This is a genomic window from Streptomyces sp. NPDC090741 (assembly GCF_044769045.1).
Classification (GTDB): domain Bacteria; phylum Actinomycetota; class Actinomycetes; order Streptomycetales; family Streptomycetaceae; genus Streptomyces.
The window spans coordinates 905991-927254 of record NZ_JBIVXF010000001.1; the positions used below are offsets into that span (position 1 = coordinate 905991).

Annotated in this window: 23 protein-coding genes and 1 riboswitch; of the genes, 10 read left to right on the forward strand and 13 right to left on the reverse strand. The window is 71.5% G+C overall.

What is annotated here, in order from left to right; genetic code table 11:
• Positions 1-76: 76 nt before the first annotated feature.
• Both ACIQU4_RS04225 and ACIQU4_RS04230 read left to right on the forward strand, forming a co-directional pair.
• Positions 77-895: a hypothetical protein gene (locus tag ACIQU4_RS04225; protein WP_403725503.1), complete on the forward strand. Its 819-nt coding sequence runs from the start codon at positions 77-79 to the stop codon at positions 893-895.
• Positions 832-2073 (forward strand): 5'-nucleotidase C-terminal domain-containing protein, encoded by a 1242-nt coding sequence (locus ACIQU4_RS04230; protein WP_403725506.1) that lies wholly within the window; start codon positions 832-834, stop codon positions 2071-2073. The genes ACIQU4_RS04225 and ACIQU4_RS04230 overlap by 64 nt, the downstream gene beginning before the upstream one ends.
• A 4-nt stretch (positions 2074-2077) precedes the next feature.
• Here ACIQU4_RS04230 and ACIQU4_RS04235 read toward each other — a convergent pair whose 3' ends face one another.
• Together ACIQU4_RS04235 and ACIQU4_RS04240 are read right to left on the reverse strand one after the other, a co-directional pair.
• On the reverse strand, positions 2078-2371 hold the full coding sequence (locus ACIQU4_RS04235) for a DUF397 domain-containing protein (protein ID WP_403725509.1): 294 nt from the start codon (positions 2369-2371) through the stop codon (positions 2078-2080).
• A complete protein-coding gene (locus ACIQU4_RS04240) occupies positions 2368-3198 on the reverse strand; it encodes a Scr1 family TA system antitoxin-like transcriptional regulator (protein WP_403725512.1) in 831 nt (276 codons plus the stop codon). Before ACIQU4_RS04240 ends, ACIQU4_RS04235 begins: the two co-directional genes overlap by 4 nt.
• Positions 3199-3282: 84 nt before the next feature.
• Here ACIQU4_RS04240 and ACIQU4_RS04245 point away from each other — a divergent pair, with 84 nt between their 5' ends.
• From ACIQU4_RS04245 to ACIQU4_RS04260, 4 genes are all read left to right on the forward strand, one after another.
• Positions 3283-3699: a hypothetical protein gene (locus tag ACIQU4_RS04245; RefSeq protein WP_403725515.1), complete on the forward strand. Its 417-nt coding sequence runs from the start codon at positions 3283-3285 to the stop codon at positions 3697-3699.
• A gap of 68 nt (positions 3700-3767) precedes the next feature.
• Positions 3768-4172 (forward strand): hypothetical protein, encoded by a 405-nt coding sequence (locus tag ACIQU4_RS04250; RefSeq protein ID WP_403725517.1) that lies wholly within the window; start codon positions 3768-3770, stop codon positions 4170-4172.
• 3 nt (positions 4173-4175) lie between these two features.
• Complete coding sequence (locus ACIQU4_RS04255) at positions 4176-4631, forward strand: thiol-disulfide oxidoreductase DCC family protein (protein WP_403725519.1); 456 nt, start codon at positions 4176-4178, stop codon at positions 4629-4631.
• Positions 4632-4642: 11 nt separating this feature from the next.
• On the forward strand, positions 4643-5428 hold the full coding sequence (locus tag ACIQU4_RS04260; protein ID WP_403725522.1) for a TetR/AcrR family transcriptional regulator: 786 nt from the start codon (positions 4643-4645) through the stop codon (positions 5426-5428).
• Between the two features lie 21 nt (positions 5429-5449).
• Here the strand turns inward: ACIQU4_RS04260 and ACIQU4_RS04265 are convergent, their stop codons facing one another.
• The 3 genes from ACIQU4_RS04265 to ACIQU4_RS04275 form a co-directional block, all read right to left on the reverse strand.
• The gene (locus ACIQU4_RS04265) at positions 5450-7012 is read right to left on the reverse strand and encodes an ABC transporter substrate-binding protein (protein ID WP_403725524.1); all 1563 of its coding nucleotides are present in this window, start codon (positions 7010-7012) and stop codon (positions 5450-5452) included.
• A 140-nt stretch (positions 7013-7152) separates the two neighbouring features.
• Entirely contained in the window at positions 7153-8532 is a 1380-nt protein-coding gene (locus tag ACIQU4_RS04270) for a metallophosphoesterase (RefSeq protein ID WP_403725527.1), read from the reverse strand.
• Positions 8529-8789, reverse strand: a complete 261-nt coding sequence (locus tag ACIQU4_RS04275) for an SCO4848 family membrane protein (RefSeq protein ID WP_030154873.1) — start codon at positions 8787-8789, stop codon at positions 8529-8531. The genes ACIQU4_RS04270 and ACIQU4_RS04275 overlap by 4 nt, the downstream gene beginning before the upstream one ends.
• Before the next feature lie 121 nt (positions 8790-8910).
• Here ACIQU4_RS04275 and ACIQU4_RS04280 point away from each other — a divergent pair, with 121 nt between their 5' ends.
• Positions 8911-10164 carry a D-alanyl-D-alanine carboxypeptidase family protein gene (locus tag ACIQU4_RS04280; RefSeq protein WP_403725530.1) on the forward strand — a complete coding sequence of 418 codons (1254 nt, stop codon included), beginning with the start codon at positions 8911-8913 and terminating at the stop codon, positions 10162-10164.
• Positions 10165-10190: 26 nt separating this feature from the next.
• Here ACIQU4_RS04280 and ACIQU4_RS04285 read toward each other — a convergent pair whose 3' ends face one another.
• The 4 genes from ACIQU4_RS04285 to glyA all read right to left on the reverse strand — a co-directional run bounded on the left by ACIQU4_RS04285 (position 10191) and on the right by glyA (position 14378).
• Entirely contained in the window at positions 10191-11102 is a 912-nt protein-coding gene (locus tag ACIQU4_RS04285) for a YihY/virulence factor BrkB family protein (RefSeq protein ID WP_403725532.1), read from the reverse strand.
• 166 nt (positions 11103-11268) lie between these two features.
• Positions 11269-11889 (reverse strand): 2'-5' RNA ligase family protein, encoded by a 621-nt coding sequence (locus tag ACIQU4_RS04290; protein WP_403725535.1) that lies wholly within the window; start codon positions 11887-11889, stop codon positions 11269-11271.
• A gap of 98 nt (positions 11890-11987) precedes the next feature.
• On the reverse strand, positions 11988-13001 hold the full coding sequence (trpS, locus tag ACIQU4_RS04295) for a tryptophan--tRNA ligase (protein WP_403725537.1): 1014 nt from the start codon (positions 12999-13001) through the stop codon (positions 11988-11990).
• A 108-nt stretch (positions 13002-13109) separates the two neighbouring features.
• Positions 13110-14378: a serine hydroxymethyltransferase gene (gene glyA, locus ACIQU4_RS04300; protein ID WP_403725540.1), complete on the reverse strand. Its 1269-nt coding sequence runs from the start codon at positions 14376-14378 to the stop codon at positions 13110-13112.
• Positions 14379-14413: 35 nt separating this feature from the next.
• Positions 14414-14504: riboswitch (ZMP/ZTP riboswitch) on the reverse strand.
• A 159-nt stretch (positions 14505-14663) separates the two neighbouring features.
• Here glyA and rocD point away from each other — a divergent pair.
• Positions 14664-15872, forward strand: a complete 1209-nt coding sequence (gene rocD, locus ACIQU4_RS04305) for an ornithine--oxo-acid transaminase (protein WP_403725543.1) — start codon at positions 14664-14666, stop codon at positions 15870-15872.
• 42 nt (positions 15873-15914) lie between these two features.
• On the opposite strand, the gene ACIQU4_RS04310 is transcribed toward rocD, so the two are convergent.
• Together ACIQU4_RS04310 and ACIQU4_RS04315 are read right to left on the reverse strand one after the other, a co-directional pair.
• Complete coding sequence (locus ACIQU4_RS04310) at positions 15915-17108, reverse strand: glutathionylspermidine synthase family protein (protein ID WP_403725546.1); 1194 nt, start codon at positions 17106-17108, stop codon at positions 15915-15917.
• A gap of 5 nt (positions 17109-17113) precedes the next feature.
• Positions 17114-17437, reverse strand: coding sequence for a hypothetical protein (locus ACIQU4_RS04315; protein WP_403725548.1), 324 nt, complete (start codon positions 17435-17437; stop codon positions 17114-17116).
• Between the two features lie 97 nt (positions 17438-17534).
• Here ACIQU4_RS04315 and ACIQU4_RS04320 point away from each other — a divergent pair, with 97 nt between their 5' ends.
• Positions 17535-18383: a hypothetical protein gene (locus tag ACIQU4_RS04320; protein ID WP_403726004.1), complete on the forward strand. Its 849-nt coding sequence runs from the start codon at positions 17535-17537 to the stop codon at positions 18381-18383.
• A gap of 17 nt (positions 18384-18400) precedes the next feature.
• On the opposite strand, the gene ACIQU4_RS04325 is transcribed toward ACIQU4_RS04320, so the two are convergent.
• Entirely contained in the window at positions 18401-19849 is a 1449-nt protein-coding gene (locus ACIQU4_RS04325; RefSeq protein WP_403725550.1) for a PLP-dependent aminotransferase family protein, read from the reverse strand.
• 46 nt (positions 19850-19895) lie between these two features.
• On the opposite strand from ACIQU4_RS04325, the gene ACIQU4_RS04330 reads away from it, so the two are divergent.
• The gene (locus tag ACIQU4_RS04330; RefSeq protein ID WP_403725553.1) at positions 19896-20399 is read left to right on the forward strand and encodes a carboxymuconolactone decarboxylase family protein; all 504 of its coding nucleotides are present in this window, start codon (positions 19896-19898) and stop codon (positions 20397-20399) included.
• Positions 20400-20439: 40 nt separating this feature from the next.
• On the opposite strand, the gene ACIQU4_RS04335 is transcribed toward ACIQU4_RS04330, so the two are convergent.
• Complete coding sequence (locus tag ACIQU4_RS04335; protein ID WP_403725556.1) at positions 20440-21261, reverse strand: hypothetical protein; 822 nt, start codon at positions 21259-21261, stop codon at positions 20440-20442.
• Between the last annotated feature and the right edge of the window lie 3 nt (positions 21262-21264).

The following is a 21264-nucleotide window of genomic DNA, read 5'->3' on the forward strand; positions in this document are numbered from 1 at the left end:
ATCCGGCCGCGGGCCCGCGTACCGGCGCCCGGCACGGCGCATCGACACCGGACCTGTCCCGCGGGACCATGCCCACGTGACGAGGCTCGCCAAGACCACGCATCCGGACCGGAGTTCACACCACCTCGGGCGGCGGGGTTTCCTCACCGCCTTGGGGACCGCCGCAGCCACCTTCGCCACCGGGGTCCCCGCCCACGCCACCGAGCACGCGCGCGACGCCGCCTCCGCCGTCGAGTACGTCGACGTCCAGCTCCTCAACATCACCGACCTGCACGGATACCTCCAGGCCGCCCCCGGCACCAACGCCACCATCACCGGGAACGGGGGACGCACGTACACCGTCGGCGGCGTCGCCCACATGGGCGCCCACCTCGCCCGGCTGCGCGCCGACCGCGCCAACTCGTTCTTCTTCACCCCCGGAGACGCCTTCTCCGGCTGGGAGTTCGACGCCGCCGCCTTCGCCGACGAGCCCACCATCGAGGCCCTGAACCGCATGGGCCTCGACTTCGCGACCGCCGGGAACCACGAGTTCGACAAGTCCCCGGCCTTCCTCCAACGGCACATGGAGCAGGGCGTCCCCTTCACCGTCGAGGGCCTCGACGCCACCTTCACTCCTCCGGCGCCCGCTTCCACGGCGCCGCCTTCCGCTTCTTCAGCGCCAACGTCGTCCGGACCGCCGACCAGAGCAGCCCCGTCCTGCCCGCGTACAACATCGAGACGGTACGGACGGTCGCGGGGCAGGAGCTGCGGATCGGGTTCATCCACCTCACCGCCCTCGGCGCCGAGCTCTTCCCCGGCTCCTACCAGCCCGGCCTGGCCACCCTCGACGAGGTGGCCACCGCCGACCGGTGCGCGGCCCAGCTCAAGGCCCAGGGGGTCAACGCGATCGTCCTGAGCATGCACGACGGAGCCGTCGCCGGCGCCGACTTCAACAGCGGCGCCGACCCCTCAGGCCCCGCCCTCGACCTGGCGCTGCGCGTCTCCCCCGACATCGACGCCATCGTCACCGGCCACTGGCACACCCGGTTCAACATGATGCTCCCGGACCCGAACGGCGTCCCCCGCCCCTTCGTCGAAGCCGGCTGCTACGGCCAGCTCATCAACGAGATCAACCTCCGCCTCGACCCCGCCACCGGCAAGGTGGTCCGCGAGCTGACGGTGTCGACGAACCACCCCAACACCCGCGACGTCACCCCCGACCCCGCCCTCAAGGAGGTCGTCGACCACTGGGCCGGCCAGGCCGCCGCCCGCGACGCCTCCAAGATCGGCAAGCAGACCGGATCGTTCGTCCGTACGCGCAACACCGCCGGCGAGAGCACGATGGGCGACCTCGTCGCCGACTGGGCCCTGTGGGCGGGCCGCCGCCCGACCGACCCCGAGAACGACGCCAACGTCAACCCCAACGTCCCCGCCCAGTTCGCCCTGGTGGCCGCCGCCCCGCGGGTCGGCCAGGCCGTGATCGCGGGCGATCTCGTACGCGATACGGCCTCGGGCGGCGCCGTCACCTTCGGCCGCGCCTGGAGGGCCGTCGGCTTCGGCGACCCGATCGTCAGCGCGACGGTGTCCGGGCAGCAGATCCACGACGCGCTGGAGCAGCAGTGGACGACGGCGGCCAGCGGTGAACTCCTCTTCGCGCCGCTCGCCGTCTCCAAGAACGTGCGCTACACCTTCAACACCCTGGGCAGGGTCGGCGACCGCGTGAACCCGGCCGAGGTCTTCATCGACGGCGCCCCGCTCAGCCTCACGGGCACCTACCGCCTCGCGGCCCCCTCGTACACCTTCCTGGCGAACGACGGCTACGGCGCGCTGACCGGCTTCGAGGCCCCGTACCGCCACCAGCGGGACTTCGAGAGCTTCGTCGCGTACATCCGCGAGACCCAGACCCTCACCCCGGCCCCGCTGAACCGCGTCACCGCCGCCAACACCACCCGCCGCGGCGCCGACACGGGCCTCGTCCTGGACCGGGGCCCCCTCCTGTACCCCGACGGCACCCCGCTACCCCGCCCCGAGTCCGCGATCCTCTCGGCCGACCGCCCGCATTTGAGGAGGGAGGGACCCGTTCCGCCCTGCTGAACGGCTACAGCGAGGCGGTGAAGGCGGCCCAGGCGGTTGTGGCGACCGTGAAGGCCGGACGCGTGACGTCCTTGGAGTCGCGTACGTGCACGGCCGAGGCACAGCCCGCCACCTCTACGCACTCGCCGCCGGCGCCCGCGCTGTAGCTGCTCTTGCTCCACGGGAGGGCCACTTCAACGCACTCGCCGCCGTCCCCGCCGCTGTAGCTGCTCTTGAACCAGGTGAGGGCGACCTCAACGCACTGGCCGCCGTCGCCACCGCTGTAGCTGCTCTTGAACCACGCCAGTTCGTTGCTCATTGCTCTCCTAGCAGCTGCTTGATCCACCGGGCCGAGTCCTTGGGGCTCAGCGCAACTCCCCGAATATTCGCATGGCGTTGGATCATCTCGCTGACCACGTCCTTCTGCGAGATCACTGCGCTGTGCCCTTGGCTCTCGACGTACCCGAACATGCGCCGGTCCGGTGTCTCCGCGATCGTCATCGGCCCGAGTTCACCGACCGGCTCCTCACACTCCATGGGGAGGATCTGGATGCGCACGTTGGGCGGCTTCGAGAGCTCCAACAGGTGCTGGAGCTGCTCGCGCCAGACCTCCTCCCCACCGATCTTGCGAAGCAGAAACGGGGCGTCCAGCACGAAGCACAACGTGGGACGCGGGTCCCGGTAGAACAGCTTGTGGCGGTCCATTCGCCCCGCGAGGCGTCGCTCGATCTCCGCGTCCGACACAGCCGGAATGTGGTTCTCGAAGAGCGTCCGGGCGTAAGCCTCCGTCTGGAGCAGCCCATGAATCCGGTGTGTGCAGTACACCCACAGACTCACCGCCATCGCCTCGATGCGCCTGAAGTTACGGAACTGCGGCGAGTACCGCTCCTCTTCCTCCAGGTACGGAACCACCGCCTTCAGCAGCCCGTCGGCGGAGAGGAGTTCGTCGAGCCGTACCACCATCCCCGGATCGATCGTCCGGTCACCCCGTTCGAACGCTCCGATCGCCGACCCCGAGAAGTTGGTCTGGCCGCCCAGTTCGGTGCGTGACACCCCGTGTTTCTCGCGCAGGGTACGGATCTGCGCACCCAGTCCCCGCCGCAACGCGGATGACATCGGTTCACTCGGGTTCACAGGGTCGGTCATCGGCTCTCACAGCCTCTCTCACCTCGCTGCCCGTAACGGCGCGACTACTGTTCAGCGTAGGCCCGGGCCCACAACGCTTGCCGTATGAACGAGGAAATCCCGCCATCCCCATGGGCCCCCGACTGGGTGCCCGACTCCGGATTCCAGTTGCGGCTCGCCGGCGTGCATTTCGATGCCGTCCGGATCCAGGGGCAACTCGGCGAAGAGGTCGCCAAGAGCCTGTGTCGGCTCAGCAGCCACGACCCCGGGCCGATCGTGTACGAGCTCACCGGGTACCGGTGGATGTACTTCCTGCTCCCGCCCCATACCGCCCGCGTCCGGACTTGGCCGACGTACACGCAGCGGTACACCTCCCGCACCCGGAACGCCTCCGCCTACGTCGGCGTACCCGCCCTCTCCGGGACCACCTGGCCCCTCGCCTGGCGGTCGGTGCCGACGCGCGGGGCGCCGTACGTGGACCCGGACCTGCTGGAGAAAGTCACCGGCACCGAGAACGCTTGAACCTGTTCAAAAAGAGGTCTACAGTCAGTCCTGCCAACGAGTTGAACACGTTCAAGGGGGGCTGAGGCATGGACCTCACCGTCGTCGCATACGTCATCTACCTGCTCATCAGCATCGGGCTGACCGTCTGGGTCGCCCGTACGCTCAGCCGCAACGGCCGCATCTTCATCGCCGACGTCCTGCACGGGAACGAGAAACTCGCGGACGCCGTGAACCACCTCCTGGTGGTGGGGTTCTACCTCGTCAACATCGGCTTCGTGACGCTCTACCTGCGCTCGGACGTCGGCATCGAAACGGCCCGCGAGCTCTTCGAGGCCCTGTCGGTCAAGATCGGTGTCGTCCTGCTGGTCCTCGGCGTCATGCACCTCGGCAACGTGTGGGTGCTGAACAAGATGCGCCGCCGCGGGATCATGGAGCGCCAGCTGACCCCGCCGGTCGCCCCGCAGGGGTGGACCGCTCCGGCCGGGGCCTGAGCGATGACCACGGCAACGGCAACGCCGACGACAGCGCAGGCGACCCGGCACCTGACCGTGCTGTACGACGCCAACTGTCCGCTCTGCGTGCACATCCGGCACTGGCTGCTCGGGCAGCGCTGGCTGGTTCCGCTCCGGCTGATCCCGGCCGGGTCCTTCGCGGCGCAGGGGAAGTTCCCGCAGCTCGACCACGCGTCGACGCTCCGCGAGATCACCGTCATCGGGGACGGGGGGCAGGTGTGGACCGGGACCGATGCCTTCATCGTGTGCCTGTGGGCGCTGGCGGAGCACCGGCCGAAGGCGAACTGGCTCGCCACCCCGGCGGGCCGGCCCTTCGCCCGGGCCGCCATGTACACGGCCTCCGCATGGCGCCAGGCCGTACGGACCGAGCCCGGGGCAGAGGGCGAAGCGGAGCCGGAGGCACCGGCCTGTGGCGACCACTGCTCCGTACCCGGATAGGCTCGTACACCGTGACTGATCAGAAGGCTCCCAAGAGCGAGCAGACCCGCACGCTCATCCTCGAAACCGCGCTCCGTCTCTTCCAGGAGCGCGGCTTCGACAAGACGACCATGCGGGCCATCGCCAAGGAGGCAGGGGTCTCGGTCGGCAACGCCTACTACTACTTCGCGTCGAAGGAACACCTGGTTCAGGGGTTCTACGACCGGATCGGCGCCGCGCACCTGGCTGCGGTCCGGCCCATCCTGGACAGCGAGACCGATCTGCAGAAGCGGCTCGCGGGCGTGCTGACGAGCTGGCTGGACATCGCGGCGCCGTACCACGAGTTCGCCTCGCAGTTCTTCAAGAACGCGGCGGACCCGGAGAGCCCGCTCAGCCCCTTCTCCCCCGAATCGGAACCCGCCCGCAAGACGGCGATCGACATGCACCGCGAGGTGCTGGCCGGTGCGAAGACGAAGGTCCCGGCCGAACTGGCCGACGTACTGCCGGAGCTGATGTGGCTCTCGCAGATGGGGCTCGTCCTGTACTGGGTCTTCGACCGGTCCCCGAACAGCGAGAAGACGCGGCGGCTCGCGGAGCGCGGCGCGCAGCTGACGACGCGGGGCATCGTCCTGGCCCGGTTCCGGGTGCTGCGGCCGCTGGTGCGCGAGGTCCACGAGCTGTTCGCGGACTTCCTGCCGGGGATGGCGCAGACGGTGGCGTCGAAGAAGAAGCGCGCCTCCGACCCGGATGCCGACTTCGACCCCGGGGCCGACACCGACACCGACACGGACTCCGGCACTGGCACCGGCCGCGCATAGCTCCCGGCAGGCACGTAGCGGCTACAGCCAGTTGAGCTCCCACAGGCGCCAGACCCCGGTGCCGTCGGAGAGGTACTGGGCGCCGGAGACGGACTCTCGGGACATGACGTAGTCCTTCTTCTGCCAGATGGGCAGCATCGGGATGTGCTGGGAGACCAGCTTCTGGAGCTCGCGGAATTCGGCGGCGGCCTGGCCGCGGTCCGAGAAGGACTGGGTCCGGGCGATGAGGTCGTCGACGGCCTTGTCCGAGAAGCCGTTGTTCATGCTGGAGTCGGCGCCGACGAGCGGGGCGAGGAAGTTGTCCGCGTCCGGGAAGTCGGCGATCCAGCCGATGGTGTAGGCGTCGAACTCACCGGCCGCGTAGGCCTTCTGGAAGTCGGCCCACTGGTCGACGGCCTTGATCTTGATCTGGAAGAGCCCGGTGGCCGTGAGCTGCTTCACGATCTCGTCGGCCTCCGCGACGTTCGGACCGCGCGTGTTCACGCCGAGGGTGAGGGAGACCGGGGCGGTGATCCCGGCGTCCTTGAACAGCTTCTTCGCGGTGGCGCCGTTGGGCGCCGGGTACGTGTCGAAGAACGGGGTGCTGTGCGCGGAGATGCCGGCCGGGACGAGGGAGTAGAGCGGGGTGACCGTGCCGCGGTGGATCTCGCCGGCCACCTTGGAGCGGTCGATGACGGCGGCGATCGCCTGGCGTACGGCGAGCGGGGCGGTCGTGGAGCCGGGGCGGACGTTGAAGACCATGCTGCGGGTCTCGGAGCCGCCGGAGGCCTGGTACTTGGTGTCCTTCAGGCCCGGGTTGAGCCCGGCGAGCACCTCGGGCGGCATGTCGCGGTGGGCGACCTCGATCTGGTGGTCGCTCCAGGCCTGGTTGAGCTGGGCGGAGTCCTTGTAGTACCGGACGGTGACGGCCGTCTTGGCGGGCTGCTTGGACTGGCCGCGGTAGGCCGGGTTCGGCTTGAGCTCGGCGCTGGCGGCGGCCTGGTACGCGCCGAGGGTGAAGGGGCCGGAGCCGTCGACCTTGCCGCCCTCCCGGAGGGTCTTGGCCGGGTACTTCTCCTTGTCGACGATCGAGGCGGCGCCCGTCGCGATCTTGAAGGGGAAGGTGGCGTCCGGCGCGGAGAGCGTGAAGGTGACGGTGCGGCCCTCGGCCTTGACCGACCGCAGGGTGTTGAAGAGGGGCGCCGGACCCTGGTCGGAGTTGATCGCCTTGATCCGGTCGAAGGAGTGCTTGACGTCCTCGGCGGTGATGGCGCGCCCGTTGGAGAACTTCAGGTCGGGGCGGAGCTCGCACTGGTACGTGGTGAGCTGCGCGCCGGTGAACTTGCAGGCGGAGGCCGCATCCGGGACCGGGGTGTCGGAGCCGGTCTTGATGGTCAGCAGCGACTGGTACACGTTGCTGAACAGGGCCCAGGAGCCGGCGTCGTACGCCCCGGCGGGGTCGAGGGACGAGACCACGTCGCTCGTCCCGACCCGCAGGGCGGTCCCGCTGCCGCGGCCCTCCTCCGGGAGCAGCTGCCAGGCGCCGACACCGGCCACGCCGATCACCAGCCCTGCCGCGATGACCTTCGAGCGGACAGACTTCACCCTTGACCCCACCCCACCCATGAAAATGCCATGGTTTGACTCGCTCACCGGATCCCCATGTCCGATTAACGGTCATCCCATCATGGAATTTCGGCCTCGGGAAGGCCGATTCACGGCGGGTCGTTACCGGTTGAGCCCGGTCAGGCCTGGTATGAGGCGAGTTCTACGACCGTGATGTCGGACGGGGCCCCGACCCGGACCGGCGGCCCCCAGGCACCGGCGCCGCGCGAGACGTAGAGCTGGGTGTCGCCGTAGCGCTCCAGCCCGGCGACGGTGGGGTTGGCGAGCTCGGCGAGGTAGTTGCCGGGCCAGAGCTGGCCGCCGTGGGTGTGGCCGGAGAGCTGGAGGTCGACGCCGTGGCGGACGGCGTCGTGGATCACGATCGGCTGGTGGGCCATGAGTACGGCGGTCCGGGCCGGGTCGCGGTCGCCGAGCGCGGCCGTGAAGTCCGGACCGTGGCCCTCCGTCTCGCCCTGGACGTCGTTGACGCCGGCGAGGTCGAAGTACGGCAGGGGGCGGCGGGCGTTCTCCAGGGGGGTGAGGCCGAGCTCGCGGACGTGGTCGATCCACTGCTGGGCGCCGGAGAAGTACTCGTGGTTGCCGGTGACGAAGTACGAGCCGTGGCGGGCGGAGAGCCGGCGGAGGGGCTCGGCGGCGCTGCCGAGGTCGTGGACGCTGCCGTCCACGAGGTCGCCGACGACGGCGATGAGGTCGGGCTGGGTGCGGTTGATCGTCTCGACGATGCGGGTGGTGTGGGCGCGGCCGAGGATCGGGCCGAGGTGGATGTCGCTGACCACGGCGATGCGGAAGCCGTGCGCTGCGCGGGGCAGTTTGGCGAGGGGGACCTGGACGCGCTTGACGCGGGGGCCGCGGAGGACTCCGTAGGTGCCGGTGGCTACGGTTCCGGTGGCTGCGAGGGTGGCGGCGCCGCCGAGCGCTCGTGCGACGAACTGGCGTCGGGTGGCTCCGCCGGGGGCCTGCGTCGCCGGGGCCGCTCCGGCGGGGGCCTGCGTCGGCGGGGCCGGGGTGGCCAGGTCGGTGGCGGGGGTGCCCTGCGGGGCTGGTCCCCTACCCGCCCTTCCACCGTTCCCCGGGCTCCGCCCGGGCCCGGGAAGACCCGGGGGCTCCGCCCCCGGTCCCTCCCCCTCGCTGTGCTGGGGGGACGCCGAGCGCCTCAAACGCCGGCGGGGCTGGATGCAGCCGGGCGTCCGGCGGAGCAGGAGTGCCCGGACGGGCTCCGTCACCAGCATTGCCAAGGCCAGGTACAGGAGGACCGCGAGCCACATGTAACCCGGCCAGGCCACCGACTGTTGGAGCCAGAAGGGGGCGCCGGCGCGGCCCGCGGTGAGGGCGGCCAGCGAGAGGAGCGGCAGCGTGAAGGCGAGGGTGGTGCCGATGCGGCGCGCCGTGCCGCGCGGGCGCGTCGTATCGCGGACCAGCCGGACCCACAGCCAGCGGTGGACCAGCACCAGCAGGGCCAGCACCACCAGGGCGATCACCACGAAGAGCAGGATTGTCATGCGTCCGGACCCCGGCGTGATTCACGCCGCAGAGCGAGGACGCCGCGCAACCCGATCACACCAACGGCCGTCCCCAGGAGAAAGGAGGCGATGGCCAGGAGAAGGTGTACCCAGAAGTAGGCCGTCGGCTCGCCCGCCGCGTCGAATGCCAGACCACTGGCGTCCTTCCACAGGTTCCGGACGAAAGTTGCCCAGATGAACCAGCTCCACACTCCGAAGGCGAGCAGGAACCAGGAGACGGCGCGGCTGAGTTTCATGCCCCCAGTATCGGTTTGGTCCCCAGGACGGACGCGTCGGGGTGGGCTGTACCGGCGGTGGTTCGGCCATGTTGGCCGGTCCCTGACGGCAGACAGCCGATCGGGATGTACTTTCACCTGCGTGTCTGCCAAGAAGACCGCGCTGACGGTCCTTTCCGCCGGGCTGCTGGTCCCCGCGATGCTCGTGGTGCCCGCGCACGCCGCGCCCACTCCGCCGTCGGACGGGAAGGCGCAGCCGCCCAAGGCCCCGGCCGCTGCCGCGCCGCCGGCGTCGATGTCCACCGTCGGCGGAGCCCTGCTCGGCAAGCCGGGGGTGCAGGTGAACCCCCTCGCCGGGGCCCCCGCGCTGCCGACGAGCCTGTCGGGGCGTTCGTGGATCGTGGCCGACGCGGAGACCGGCGAGGTGCTGGCCGCCAACAACGCGCACTGGCGGCTGCCCCCGGCCTCCACCCTGAAGATGCTCTTCGCGGACACGGTGCTGCCGAGCCTCCCGAAGGACCAGGTCCACAAGGTCACCGAGCAGGAGATGGAGGGCGTCGGCGCGGGCTCCAGCCTGGTCGGGGTCAAGGAGGACCACGAGTACTCGGTGCACGACCTGTGGCTCGGGGTGTTCCTGCGGTCCGGGAACGACGCGGTGCACGTGCTGGCCGCCATGAACGGCGGCATCGACAAGACCGTCAAGGACATGCAGGCGCACGCCGAGGAGCTCCAGGCCCTCGACACGCACGTGGTGTCGCCGGACGGGTACGACGCCCCGGAGCAGGTGTCGAGCGCGTACGACCTCACCCTCATCGCCCGCTCCGGGCTGCAGAAGCAGGACTTCCGGGAGTACTGCGGGACGGCGGAGGCGAAGTTCCCGGGGCTGCAGGAGCCCGGGAAGCCGCGGGAGTACTTCGAGATCCAGAACACCAACCGGCTGATGACGGGCTCCGGCGGGCTCTCCCCGTACAAGGGCATCGCGGGGGTGAAGAACGGCAACACGACCATGGCCGGCTCGACCTTCACCGGCGCGGCGCAGCAGGGCAACAAGAAGCTGCTGGTCACGGTGATGAACCCGGCCTCGGGCGGGCTGAACTCCGTCTACGAGGAGACCGCCGACCTCTTCGACTGGGGGTTCGCGGCGATCGGCAAGGTCAAGCCGGTGGGCCAGCTGGTCCCGCCGAAGAGCGCGGACACCTCCTCGATCGGCTCCCCCGCCCAGTCGCACGAGCACGACCCGTCGGCGGCCGGTGAGGGCGCGGGCGGCGGTGTCGGCACCGCGCTCGGGGTCGCGGGCGGGGCACTGGCCGTGATCGCGGGCGGGGCGTACGCGGTCAACCGCCGCTGGCCTCGGGGCCCGCGCGGCCGCCGCACCGGCGGCGACCAGGCGTCGTAGGCGCCCCGGGAGTCCCAGGGGGTGTCTTACGCCGCCTGCTTCTCGGGCTCCCGCGGATCCTCCGGGTCCTGCGCGCCGTCGCCGTCCGCGTCGGCGCGGGTGGCCGTCCAGGCGGAGCAGAACAGCAGCAGCTTCGCCATGAGGTTGATCCAGATCAGCAGGGCGACGGGCACGCCGAAGGCCCCGTACATGCTCTTCGCGGCGACCCCGCGCATATAGCCGCTGAGCAGCAGTTTCAGCAGTTCGAAGCCGGCCGCGCCGAGCAGGGCGGCCTGGATCAGGCGGTGGCGCGGCGGTTCGACGCCGGGCAGCAGGGTCAGCACGTACAGCAGGATCAGGAAGGCGGCGAGGACGCCGACGAGGAAGGCGCCGGTGCGCAGGAGCGCGCCGCCCGCGCCGTGCTGCGGCACGCCCAGCCAGCCGCCGAACTTTCCGACCGCGCTGGAGCCGAGGATCGAGGCCGCCGCCGAGGCCAGGCCCACGACCCCGAGGCCGACGAGTACGAGCCCGTCCTTGCCCTTGCGGACGATGGGGTTCCCCTGCTCCTCGTCGTCCTTCTCCCACACCGCGCGCAGGCAGTCCCGCATCGAGCCGACCCACCCGATGCCGGTGACGAGCAGCAGGGCGGCGGCGACGAGCCCGATCGTGCCCGCGTTGGCGACGAGGCCGTCGATGTCGAGCTGGTCGGAGATGCCGGGGACCTGCTCGGCGAGGTTCTTCTGGAGCCGGTCCAGCTGCTCCTTGCTGAGCAGTGCGGCGCCGATGACGGCGGCCACGGTGATCAGCGGGAAGAGCGCGATGAAGCTGATGAAGGTGATCGCCGAGGCGAGCCGGCTCCAGTGGACCCGGTCGAGGCGCTCGTAGGCGCGCCAGGCGTGGGTCCGCATCAACCGGACCACGAGCGGGCCGATCACCGGGAGTTTCGTCAGCCAGTCCATGGGGTCACGTTAAATGAGGCGACGGAAATAGCCGGGATTACCGGTTTCGGGCGCTACGGTCGTCGATTGTGACTTTTCGCGAAGCGCTTCCGACGGGCTGTCCCTTCCCCACCCTGCTCCTGCGTACGCTCCGCTTCCACGCCCGCCAGAGCCTCAGGCCGCTGCGTCAGGAGCGCCGTACGGCCGTCTCGCCCGCGGGCCCCGCGGCCGGCGCCGCCTCATCGACCGGTGAGCCCGACTGCGCCGGGACTCCGGCGATCGGGCCGGTGCCGAAAGGGTATTCGCGCAGCTTGCGCCAGACCCCGTCCGAGCCCTGCTCGTAGAGCGCGAAGCCGGTGCAGGTCCATTGCGCCGCGTAGTCGGCGAGGGTGGCGGACGCCAGGTCCATCGCCTCCTCGGAGATCCCGTGGGCGACCGTGACGTGCGGGTGGTACGGGAACGCCAGCTCGCGGCCGAGCGGCCCGTCCGGGTCGCGCACCAGGCCCTGGAGCCGGGTGCAGCCCGTACCGCCCTCGACGACCTGGACGAAGACGACCGGCGAGAGCGGGCGGAAGGTTCCCGTGCCCGACAGCCGCATCCCGAAGGGGCCGAAGGCGGCGGCGACCTCGGCCAGGTGGGCCCTGATCTCCGCCAGCCGGTCCGCCTCCACCTCGGTGGGCGGGACGAGGGTGACATGCGTGGGGATGCCGTGCGCGGCAACGTCCCCGAAGCCGGCGCGCAGCTGCTGGAGCTGGCTGCCGTACGGCTCCGGGACCGCGATCGAAACGCCGAGCGTTACGGTCCCCACGTATGTCTCCTCCGTCATCTGGTGTGTACGGGTTGCGTACGGGTCCTGCCGACCCAGTGTGGGGCCAGCACCCCCCGGATTGCCAGGGCCTCCGGCGGTCAGTGCTTGGCGGGCACCAGACCGAGGCGGTCGTAGGCCTGCGCCAGGGTCTCGGCGGCGACCGCGCGGGCCTTCTCCGCACCCTTGGCCAGGATGGAATCCAGGGTCTCCGGGTCGTCCAGGTACTCCTGGGTGCGCTGCTTGAACGGTGTGACGAAATCGACCATCACGCCGGCCAGGTCCGTCTTGAGCGCGCCGTAGCCCTTGCCCTCGTAGCGGGTCTCCAGGGCCGGGATCGACTCCCCCGTGAGGGTGGAGTAGATCGTGAGCAGGTTGCTGACGCCGGGCTTGTTCTCGGTGTCGAAGCGGACCTCGGCCTCGGTGTCGGTGACCGCGCTCTTGATCTTCTTCTCGGTGACCTTGGGCTCGTCGAGGAGGTTGATCAGGCCCTTGGGGGAGGACGCGGACTTCGACATCTTGATCGAGGGGTCCTGGAGGTCGTAGATCTTCGCGACCTCCTTGACGATGTGCGCGGCGGGGAGCGTGAAGGTCCGGCCGTAGCGCTGGTTGAAGCGCTCGGCCAGGTCGCGGGTCAGCTCGATGTGCTGGCGCTGGTCCTCGCCGACGGGGACGGCGTTGGCCTGGTAGAGCAGGATGTCGGCGACCTGGAGGATCGGGTACGTGAACAGGCCGACGGTGGCGTTGTTGACGCCGCCCTTGGCGGACTTGTCCTTGAACTGGGTCATCCGGCTGGCCTCGCCGAAGCCGGTGATGCAGTTCATGACCCAGCCGAGCTGTGCGTGCTCGGGGACGTGGCTCTGGATGAAGAGCGTGCAGCGGTCGGGGTCGAGACCGGCGGCGAGCAGCTGCGCTGCGGAGAGGCGGGTATTGGCGCGCAGCTCCTTCGGATCCTGCGGCATGGTGATCGCGTGCAGGTCGACGACCATGTAGAACGCGTCGTGCGTCTCCTGCAGGGCGACGTACTGGCGGATGGCTCCGAGGTAGTTCCCGAGGTGGAACGAGCCGGAGGTGGGCTGGATGCCGGAGAGCGCGCGAGGACGATCAGAAGCCATGGCTTCATTCTCTCAGGTACGGCGGCCGCGGTGGTCCGCACCTGTCCGAAACCCCCGGGGCGGAACCCCGGGGGTGTGACGGGTCGGGGGACGGGTCGGGGGGACCGGTCAGGACAGCGGGAGGCCCGGGGCCGGGTAGGCCGACATCAGATCCGCCACCTCGGTGCGGATGGCGGCCAGGGCCGGTTCGTCCTGCTTCGCGGCGGCGTCCACGGCTCGGGAGATCCACTCCGCCACCAGCGGCATGTGGTCCGTCCCCAGGCCCCGCGAGGTCAGCGAAGGCGTGCCGATGCGGATGCCCGACGGGTCGAAGGGCTTGCGGGGGTCGAACGGGACCGTGTTGTAGTTCACCACGATCCCGGCGCGGTCCAGCGCCTTGGCCGCCACCTTGCCCGGCACCCCGCGCGAGGTCAGGTCCATCAGGATCAGGTGGTTGTCCGTACCGCCCGACACCAGGTCGAAGCCGCGGGCCAGCAGGGCCGCCGCCAGCGCCTTCGCGTTGGCGACCACCGCGTGCGCGTACGACACGAACGACGGCTGCGCCGCCTCGTGCAGGGCCACCGCGATGCCGGCCGTCGTCTGGTTGTGCGGGCCGCCCTGCAGGCCCGGGAAGACCGCCTTGTCGATGGCCTTCGCGTGCTCCTCGCGGCACATCAGCATCGCGCCCCGCGGCCCGCGCAGCGTCTTGTGCGTGGTCGTGGAGACCACGTCCACGTGCCCGGCCGGCGACGGGTGCGCCCCGCCCGCGATCAGGCCCGCGATGTGCGCCACGTCGGCGACGAGGACCGAGCCCGCCTCCTGGGCGATCGAGGCGAACGCCTCGAAGTCGATCGTGCGCGGGAGCGCCGTACCGCCACAGAAGATGATCTTCGGGCGCTCCGCCAGCGCGAGCTCGCGCACGGCGTCGTAGTCGATCAGGCCCGTCTGCGCGGACACCCCGTACTGCACGCCGCGGAACCAGGATCCCGTCGCCGAGACCCCCCAGCCGTGCGTCAGGTGCCCGCCCATCGGCAGGGCCATGCCCATGACCGTGTCGCCCGGCTTCGCGAAGGCCAGGTACACCGCGAGGTTCGCCGGAGAGCCGGAGTACGGCTGGACGTTGGCGTGGTCCACCCCGAACAGGCCCTTCGCCCGCTCGACGGCCAGCGCCTCGACGCGGTCGATGTTCTGCTGGCCCTCGTAGTAGCGGCGGCCCGGGTAGCCCTCGCTGTACTTGTTCTGCAGCACCGTGCCGGAGGCTTCGAGCACGGCGGCGGACACGTAGTTCTCGCTCGGGATCAGGCGCAGGGTCTGCGCCTGCAGGGTCTCCTCGGCGGCGACGAAGGACGCCAGCTCGGGGTCGACGGCGGTCAGGGCGGGGTGGCGGCTCGCGCTCATGGCGGCTCCTCCGGGGTCGATGTCAGATCTCGTCCCCGCGAGGCCCAGGCGAGCGGCCCTGTATGCGGTCGTGCGCGCACGACTCCCCCGGAGTTGGTTCTCCGTACGCCAGTCGCCGTGCGTACCGCTCACCTTAGCGGGCGGTCCACAAGAAAGGTTTCCCCGTCCGGTATACGAGCGACGTATAGCCGTATACAAGGTGACGTGATGCACGTGACGACACCCCCGTCACCTCCATCACCCTCGTCACCTCCATCCCGCCCGCCCCCGACGATCGGAGACCCCGTGTCGACAACTGCTGAAGCCCTGCGCTCCGCCGAGGCGCACAGCGCGCACAACTACCACCCGCTGCCCGTCGTCGTGGCGTCCGCGGAAGGCGCGTGGATGACCGACGTGGAGGGCCGCCGGTTCCTGGACATGCTCGCGGGCTACTCGGCGCTCAACTTCGGCCACGGCAACCGCCGTCTGCTCGATGCTGCCAAGGCGCAGCTGGAGCGGGTCACCCTCACCTCGCGGGCTTTCCACCACGACCGGTTCGCCGATTTCTGCAGCGAGCTCGCCGCACTGTGCGGCAAGGAGATGGTGCTGCCGATGAACACGGGCGCGGAGGCCGTGGAGACGGCGGTGAAGACGGCCCGCAAGTGGGGTTACGAGGTCAAGGGCGTCCCGGACGGGCAGGCCAAGATCGTGGTCGCGGCCAACAACTTCCACGGCCGTACGACGACCATCGTGAGCTTCTCGACGGACCACGAGGCGCGCGACCACTACGGGCCCTACACCCCCGGGTTCGAGATCGTTCCGTACGGGGACCTCACCGCGCTGGCGGCGGCGGTCACGGCCAACACCGTGGCCGTGCTGCTGGAGCCGATCCAGGGCGAGGCCGGGGTGCTGGTGCCGCCCCCCGGCTACCTGCAGGGCGTACGGGAGCTCACGCGCGAGCGGAACGTCCTGTTCATGGCGGACGAGATCCAGTCGGGGCTGGGCCGGACCGGCAAGACCTTCGCGTGCGAGCACGAGGACGTCGTACCGGACGTGTACATCCTCGGCAAGGCGCTGGGCGGCGGCGTGGTCCCGGTCTCGGCCGTGATCGCCGACCGGGACGTGCTCGGGGTGTTCCGGCCCGGCGAGCACGGCTCCACCTTCGGCGGCAACCCGCTGGCCTGCGCGGTCGCCCTGGAGGTGATCGCGATGCTGCGCTCCGGCGAGCACCAGCAGCGCGCCGCCGAGCTCGGCGACCATCTGCACCGGGAGCTGAACCTGCTGGTCGGCGGGGGCGCGGTGACCGCCGTACGCGGGCGCGGGCTGTGGGCGGGCGTCGACATCGACCCGGCGCACGGCACCGGCCGTGAGATCTCGGAGCGGCTGATGGAGCGGGGCGTCCTGGTCAAGGACACCCACGGGGCGACGATCCGCATCGCGCCCCCGCTGGTGATCAGCAAGGAGGACCTGGACTGGGGTCTGGACCAGCTGCGGGAGGTGCTGGCCGCGGGCTGACGGAATTCCGCCGGGGGCGCGGCCGCGCCCCCGGCGGCGCGGTCACAGGATGACGTGGGGCAGGAAGCGGGCGTACTCGTCCGTGACCGGGCCCGCCGACTCGCGGATGCCCAGGCCCGCCGCCTCCTCCTCGACGACCCAGGCGCCGAGCACCACGCGGTTGCCGTCGAAGTCGGGGAGCGGGGCCAGGCCCTGGAAGACGTACGTCTCCCCCTCGGCCGGTGTGAACGGCTCGTCGCCGCCGGCCGGGTGCAGGGTGACCCCGGCGCCCTCGCGGCCCAGCAGCGGCTTCGCGGCGTACCCGGTGGTCTCCGCGAGCTCGCGCGGGCCGTCGAGGTAGGCGGGCAGCAGGTTCGGGTGCTCCGGGAAGAGCTCCCACAGGATCGCCAGCAGCGCCTTGTTGGACAGCAGCATCTTCCACAGCGGCTCGATCCAGGTGGTGCTCCCGGAGCCGCCGCCGTGGTCGTACGTGCCCAGGACCTGCGGGCCGAAGGCGTCGGTGGCCAGCCACTCCCACGGGTAGAGCTTGAAGCAGCTGCGGATGAAGCCGAGCTTCTGGTCGACGAACCGGCCCGACAGGCTGTCCCAGCCGATCTGTTCGACGGACAGCGCCTCCGTCTCCAGGCCCGCCTGCTCGGCGGTCTCCTGGAGGTAGGCGACCGTCATCAGGTCCTCGCCGAGCTCGTCGGTCTCGGAGTGCGCGAAGTGCAGCGGGCCGGCCGGCAGCAGTTCCGCCTGCCGGCGCCAGGCCTCGACGAGCCGCTCGTGGAGGGAGTTCCACTGGTCGGCGCCGGGGAAGCGCTCCTCCATCCAGAACCACTGCGGACTGGCCGCCTCCACGAGGGAGGTCGGGGTGTCGGCGTTGTACTCCAGCATCTTGGCCGGGCCGCCGGAGCCGTCGTAGCGCAGGTCGAACCGGCCGTAGAGGGAGGGCTGTTCGGCGCGCCGGCGCCAGGACTCGGCGATGAGCCGCGCGAGGCGCGCATCGGTGATGCCGAGGTCGGCGAAGCGGTCGTGCTCGACGATGTGCGCGGCCGCGGCCAGGCACATGGCGTGCAGCTCCTCGACGACGTTCTCCAGCGCCTCCACCTCGGGGAGCGAGAAGGAGTAGTACGCGCTCTCGTCCCAGTAGGGGCGCAGGGAGTCGTCGGGGTAGCGGGTGAGGGGGTAGATCAGCCCCTGCTCCTCGACGGTCTTCTGCCAGTCGGGGCGCGGCTCGATGGTGTGGCGCTGCACGGGGTTCAGCCGCCGCTGGAGCTGGAGTGGCCGCCGATGCCGCCGCGGGTGACGGCGGACTTGTCGAAGCTGCCGCCGCTGACGCGGTTGCTGGACGCGGCGGAGCCGCCGTAGTAGTACGCGCCGCGGCCGCCGCTCTTGCACTCCTTGGTGTTCAGCTTCTCCAGGGTGACGCGGTCCGCGCAGCGCTTGTCGGGCTCGCTGCTGCTGCCGCAGGCCACGAGGGCGGCGGCGAGCAGGCCCATGCCGCCGAGGGCGACGCCGCCGGAACGCATGCGGCGTCGGGTGGTGCCGGTGGTGTCGCTGCTGCTCGTACTGCTGTCGTCCATGGCGGACAGACTAGAACGGGGCGGCGAACCGATGGAATCCGGCCGTCGAAACCCCCTCATGACCTCCATGATCTAGAGTCATTTCGTGCTCCTTGGGATGGTTTGCGCGCTCGGTGCGGCGGTCTGTTTCGGTACGGCGTCGGTGCTGCAGGCGATGGCCGCGCGGGCGGCGGAGCCGGGGACCGGATCCGGGGTGGACGCGGCGCTGCTGCTGCGGGCGGCCCGGCAGTGGCGGTACGTGGCGGGCCTGGGGCTGGACGCGGCCGGGTTCGTCCTCCAGATCGTGGCGCTGCGGCACATCCCGATCTACACGGTGGGGGCGGCGCTGGCGGCGAGCCTCGCGGTGACGGCGGTGGTCTCGGCGCGGCTGCTGCACGTACGGCTGAGCGGGGCCGAGTGGGGCGCGGTGGGGGTGGTGTGCGCGGGGCTGGCGATGCTGGCGCTGGCGTCGGGCGAGGAGGGCTCGGGGACCGGGTCGTTCGCGCTGAAGCTGGGGCTGCTGGGAGTGGCGGGACTGGTGCTGCTGGTGGGGGTGGTGGCCGGGGGGCTCCCGGACCGGTCGCGGGCGCTGGTCCTCGGCCTGGCGGCGGGGACCGGGTTCGGGGTGGTGGAGGTGGCGGTCCGCCTCATCGACGGCATCTCGCTCGCGTCGCTGGCGAACCCGGCGCTGTACGCACTGCTGCTGGGCGGGGGCGCGGCGTTCCTGCTGCTCACCTCGGCGCTCCAGCGCGGCTCGGTGACGGTGGCCACGGCGGGCATGGTGCTCGGCGAGACGATCGGCCCGGCGGTGGTGGGCGTGGTCTGGCTCGGCGACAGCACCCGCGAGGGCCTGGCCTGGCTGGCGGTCCTCGGCTTCGCGGTGGCGGTGGCCGGAGCCCTGGCCCTGGCCCGCTTCGGCGAGCCCCCGAATCCTGCGCCGGCGCAATCCGGCCCAGCCGGCGTCTGAGGCGCAGGCGGTCCCCGCTACGGCAGGGCGGCGAGCAGGGCCGTCAGCGTGGCCGACCAGGCGCTCGTCGGCGGGGTGCCGTAGCCAACCACCAGCGCTTCCCGCCGAGGGAGTTCCGCGTCCGGGTGGGCGAAGAAGGACAGGGGCACCACCGCCAGGTCCTGCCAGGCCGCGGCCCGCAGGACCGCGGCCTCGGTCCCCGCCGGCAGGTCCAGCACCGCGTGCAGGCCCGCCGCGATGCCCGACACCGCCACCCGGCCGGAAACCGCCGCGACCAGCTCGTCCCGGCGCCGCCGGTACCGCAGCCGCATGCCGCGTACGTGGCGGTCGTACGCCCCGGACCGGATGAACTCCGCCAGCGTCAGCTGGTCCACCGCGCTCGACGTCCAGTCGGTCGTGCCCTTCGCCGCGAGGACCTCGTCCAGCAGCCCCGGCGGCACCACCATCCACCCCATCCGCAGCCCCGGCGCGAGCGACTTGCTCGCCGTGCCGAGGTACACCACCCGGTCCGGATCCAGTCCCTGCAACGCGCCCACCGCCTGGCGGTCGTAGCGGAACTCCCCGTCGTAGTCGTCCTCCACGATCAGCCCGCCCGTACTCCGGGCCCAGTCGACCGCCGCCGCCCGGCGGGCCGGGGTCAGCGCCGCCCCGGTGGGGAACTGGTGCGCGGGGGTCAGCAGCACCGCCCCGGCGCCCGCGCCCACCCCGGACAGGTCCTGCGTCCGAGCGCCCGCGTCGTCCACCGCGAGCGGCCGGGTCCGCAGCCCCGCCCGCGTCAGCGTCTCCCGGTGCATGTAGAGGCCGTACCCCTCCACCGCCACCTCCCGTACCCGGCGCGCCCGCAGCACCCCCGCCAGCAGCATCAGCGCGTGCGCGAACCCCGCGCACAGCACGATCCGCTCCGGGTCCGCGTACACCCCGCGCGCCCGCGCCAGGTATCCGGCGAGCGCCTCCCGCAGCTCCACCCGGCCGCGCACGTCGATCGCGTACCCGAAGGCCTCGTTCGGCGCGTCCGTCAGCGCCCGCCGGGCCGCCGTCAGCCAGGCGGCGCGCGGGAAGGCGCCCAGGTCCGGGGTGCCGGGCACCAGGCTGTACGAGTGCCGCTTGGGCGCGGGGTGCCGGACCCGGGCGGACCCCGCGGGCCGCAGCGGCCGGGCCCGTTCCGCGACCCGCGTGCCCGAGCCCTGGCGGGCCGTCAGCCAGCCCTCGGCGACGAGCTCGGCGTACGCCTCGGCGACCGTGTTCCGCGCGATCCCGAGGTCGGCGGCGAAGGTGCGCGAGGACGGCAGCCGGGTCCCGGGCGCCAGCCGCCCGCTGCGCGCGGCCTCGCGCAGCGCGTCGACGAGCCCGGCGCGCAGGCCTCGCCCGGCGGAGAGGTCCAGATGCAGGTCAGCGCCGAAATCGGCACCGGCATCGCCGCCCGCGCCCTCCGCCCCGGCATCGGAAGTGGCCCATGATTCCGTCATGGATATGGACCATACGGGCGGGCCGCCTGCTTCTTAAAGTGGACACATGACCACCACGTACCAAGACACCACCGCACACGCACCCGAGCACACCCCCCGCATGGGCTGGGCCAAGCACGCACCCGAGGTTTACAAGGCGATCGTCGGCCTGGAGATGGCCGCGAGGAAGGGCCTGGACCCGGCCCTGATCGAACTGGTCAAGATCCGCGCCTCGCAGCTGAACCACTGCGCGTTCTGCCTGGACATGCACACCAAGGACGCCATCGCCGGCGGCGAGAGCGTCGAGCGGATCATCCAGCTCAGCGCCCTGGAGGAGTCGCGCCACTTCTACACCGAGAAGGAAGTGGCCGCGATCGAACTGACCGAGGCCGTGACCGTCCTGACCGACGGTTTCGTTCCCGACGAGGTGTACGAGAAGGCCGCGAAGCACTTCGACGAGAAGGAGCTCTCCCACCTGATCGCCGTGATCGCGACGATCAACGTCTGGAACCGCTTCGCGGTCACCACGCGCATGGTCCCGGGCCACTACACGCCGGGCATGTTCAAGTAGCAGACACACGGACGGGCGGCGGGCGGACCGACGACCGCTCTCAGTCCGGCCGGAACGAGCCCAGGGCCGCCGCCATGCGCGTGCGGACGGCCTTGGCCTCGGCGGCCGGGCCGACGCCCATGAGCACCCAGCGGCTGCCGTCGGAGGCGACGGTCAGCCGCCCGATGGCGTGCGCGGTCCCGCTCGTGTCCCCGTCGGGGAGCTCGTAGACGATCTCGCAGCCGGTGGTGTCCCTCGATTCGAGCGAGATGCGCCGGTAGCCGTCCCGGGAGTTCAGCTCCTTGGTGTCCTCGACCAGGACCTCGCACGGGTTGTCGGGGCCGCTCGTGACCGGGAAGACCTGGAGCAGGCTGCCGCGGCCCTGCCCTGGGCGGAACACCGTGCCGGCCGCGGTCCCGCTCTCGAACGTGCTGAGCTGCCAGTCGTCCGGGACCGCGACCTGGAAGCCCGACCCGGCGCTGCGCAGCACCTTGTAGCCGTCGGGCAGGGCCGCGGGGTCCGCCATCAGGTACGGGGTGGCCAGCGCGGCCCCGCCGACGGCCACCACCGCCACGCCGATCGCGATCCCCGGCCGGAGCCGCCACCGGCGCCCCGTGCGCTGCGCGGGCGAAGCGTCCTGCGGGGTGTCGGCCGGGGCTTCCTGCGGGGTGTCGGCCGGGGCGTCGGCGTCCGCCGGGTCCGGCGGCTCCGTGCCCGGCGGGTAGGCGGGCTTCGGCGGGAGCTGCGGCCCCTCGGGCCCCGGTTCCTCCCGCCCGGCCCCGGGCTCAGGGCGCCCGCGTCGGCTCCGCCGCTCCGGATCCTCCTGGCGCTCCCACTGCTGCGACTGCGGGTTCCAGCGGGCGGGGCCGCTCCCCGGGGCCACGGA

What these genes read in the sequence shown, in the direction of transcription:
- glyA (WP_403725540.1), bottom strand. Translation starts at nt 14,378, where the DNA reads ATGAGCGCGAGCCGCCACCCCGCCCTGACCGCCGTCGACCCCGAGCTG.
- ACIQU4_RS04270 (WP_403725527.1), bottom strand. Translation starts at nt 8,532, where the DNA reads ATGACAATCCTGCTCTTCGTGGTGATCGCCCTGGTGGTGCTGGCCCTG.
- ACIQU4_RS04250 (WP_403725517.1), top strand. Translation starts at nt 3,768, where the DNA reads ATGGACCTCACCGTCGTCGCATACGTCATCTACCTGCTCATCAGCATC.
- ACIQU4_RS04245 (WP_403725515.1), top strand. Translation starts at nt 3,283, where the DNA reads ATGAACGAGGAAATCCCGCCATCCCCATGGGCCCCCGACTGGGTGCCC.
- ACIQU4_RS04235 (WP_403725509.1), bottom strand. Translation starts at nt 2,371, where the DNA reads ATGAGCAACGAACTGGCGTGGTTCAAGAGCAGCTACAGCGGTGGCGAC.
- ACIQU4_RS04330 (WP_403725553.1), top strand. Translation starts at nt 19,896, where the DNA reads ATGACCACCACGTACCAAGACACCACCGCACACGCACCCGAGCACACC.
- ACIQU4_RS04275 (WP_030154873.1), bottom strand. Translation starts at nt 8,789, where the DNA reads ATGAAACTCAGCCGCGCCGTCTCCTGGTTCCTGCTCGCCTTCGGAGTG.
- ACIQU4_RS04240 (WP_403725512.1), bottom strand. Translation starts at nt 3,198, where the DNA reads ATGACCGACCCTGTGAACCCGAGTGAACCGATGTCATCCGCGTTGCGG.
- ACIQU4_RS04285 (WP_403725532.1), bottom strand. Translation starts at nt 11,102, where the DNA reads ATGGACTGGCTGACGAAACTCCCGGTGATCGGCCCGCTCGTGGTCCGG.
- ACIQU4_RS04320 (WP_403726004.1), top strand. Translation starts at nt 17,535, where the DNA reads ATGGTTTGCGCGCTCGGTGCGGCGGTCTGTTTCGGTACGGCGTCGGTG.
- trpS (WP_403725537.1), bottom strand. Translation starts at nt 13,001, where the DNA reads ATGGCTTCTGATCGTCCTCGCGCGCTCTCCGGCATCCAGCCCACCTCC.
- ACIQU4_RS04255 (WP_403725519.1), top strand. Translation starts at nt 4,176, where the DNA reads ATGACCACGGCAACGGCAACGCCGACGACAGCGCAGGCGACCCGGCAC.
- ACIQU4_RS04315 (WP_403725548.1), bottom strand. Translation starts at nt 17,437, where the DNA reads ATGGACGACAGCAGTACGAGCAGCAGCGACACCACCGGCACCACCCGA.
- ACIQU4_RS04325 (WP_403725550.1), bottom strand. Translation starts at nt 19,849, where the DNA reads ATGACGGAATCATGGGCCACTTCCGATGCCGGGGCGGAGGGCGCGGGC.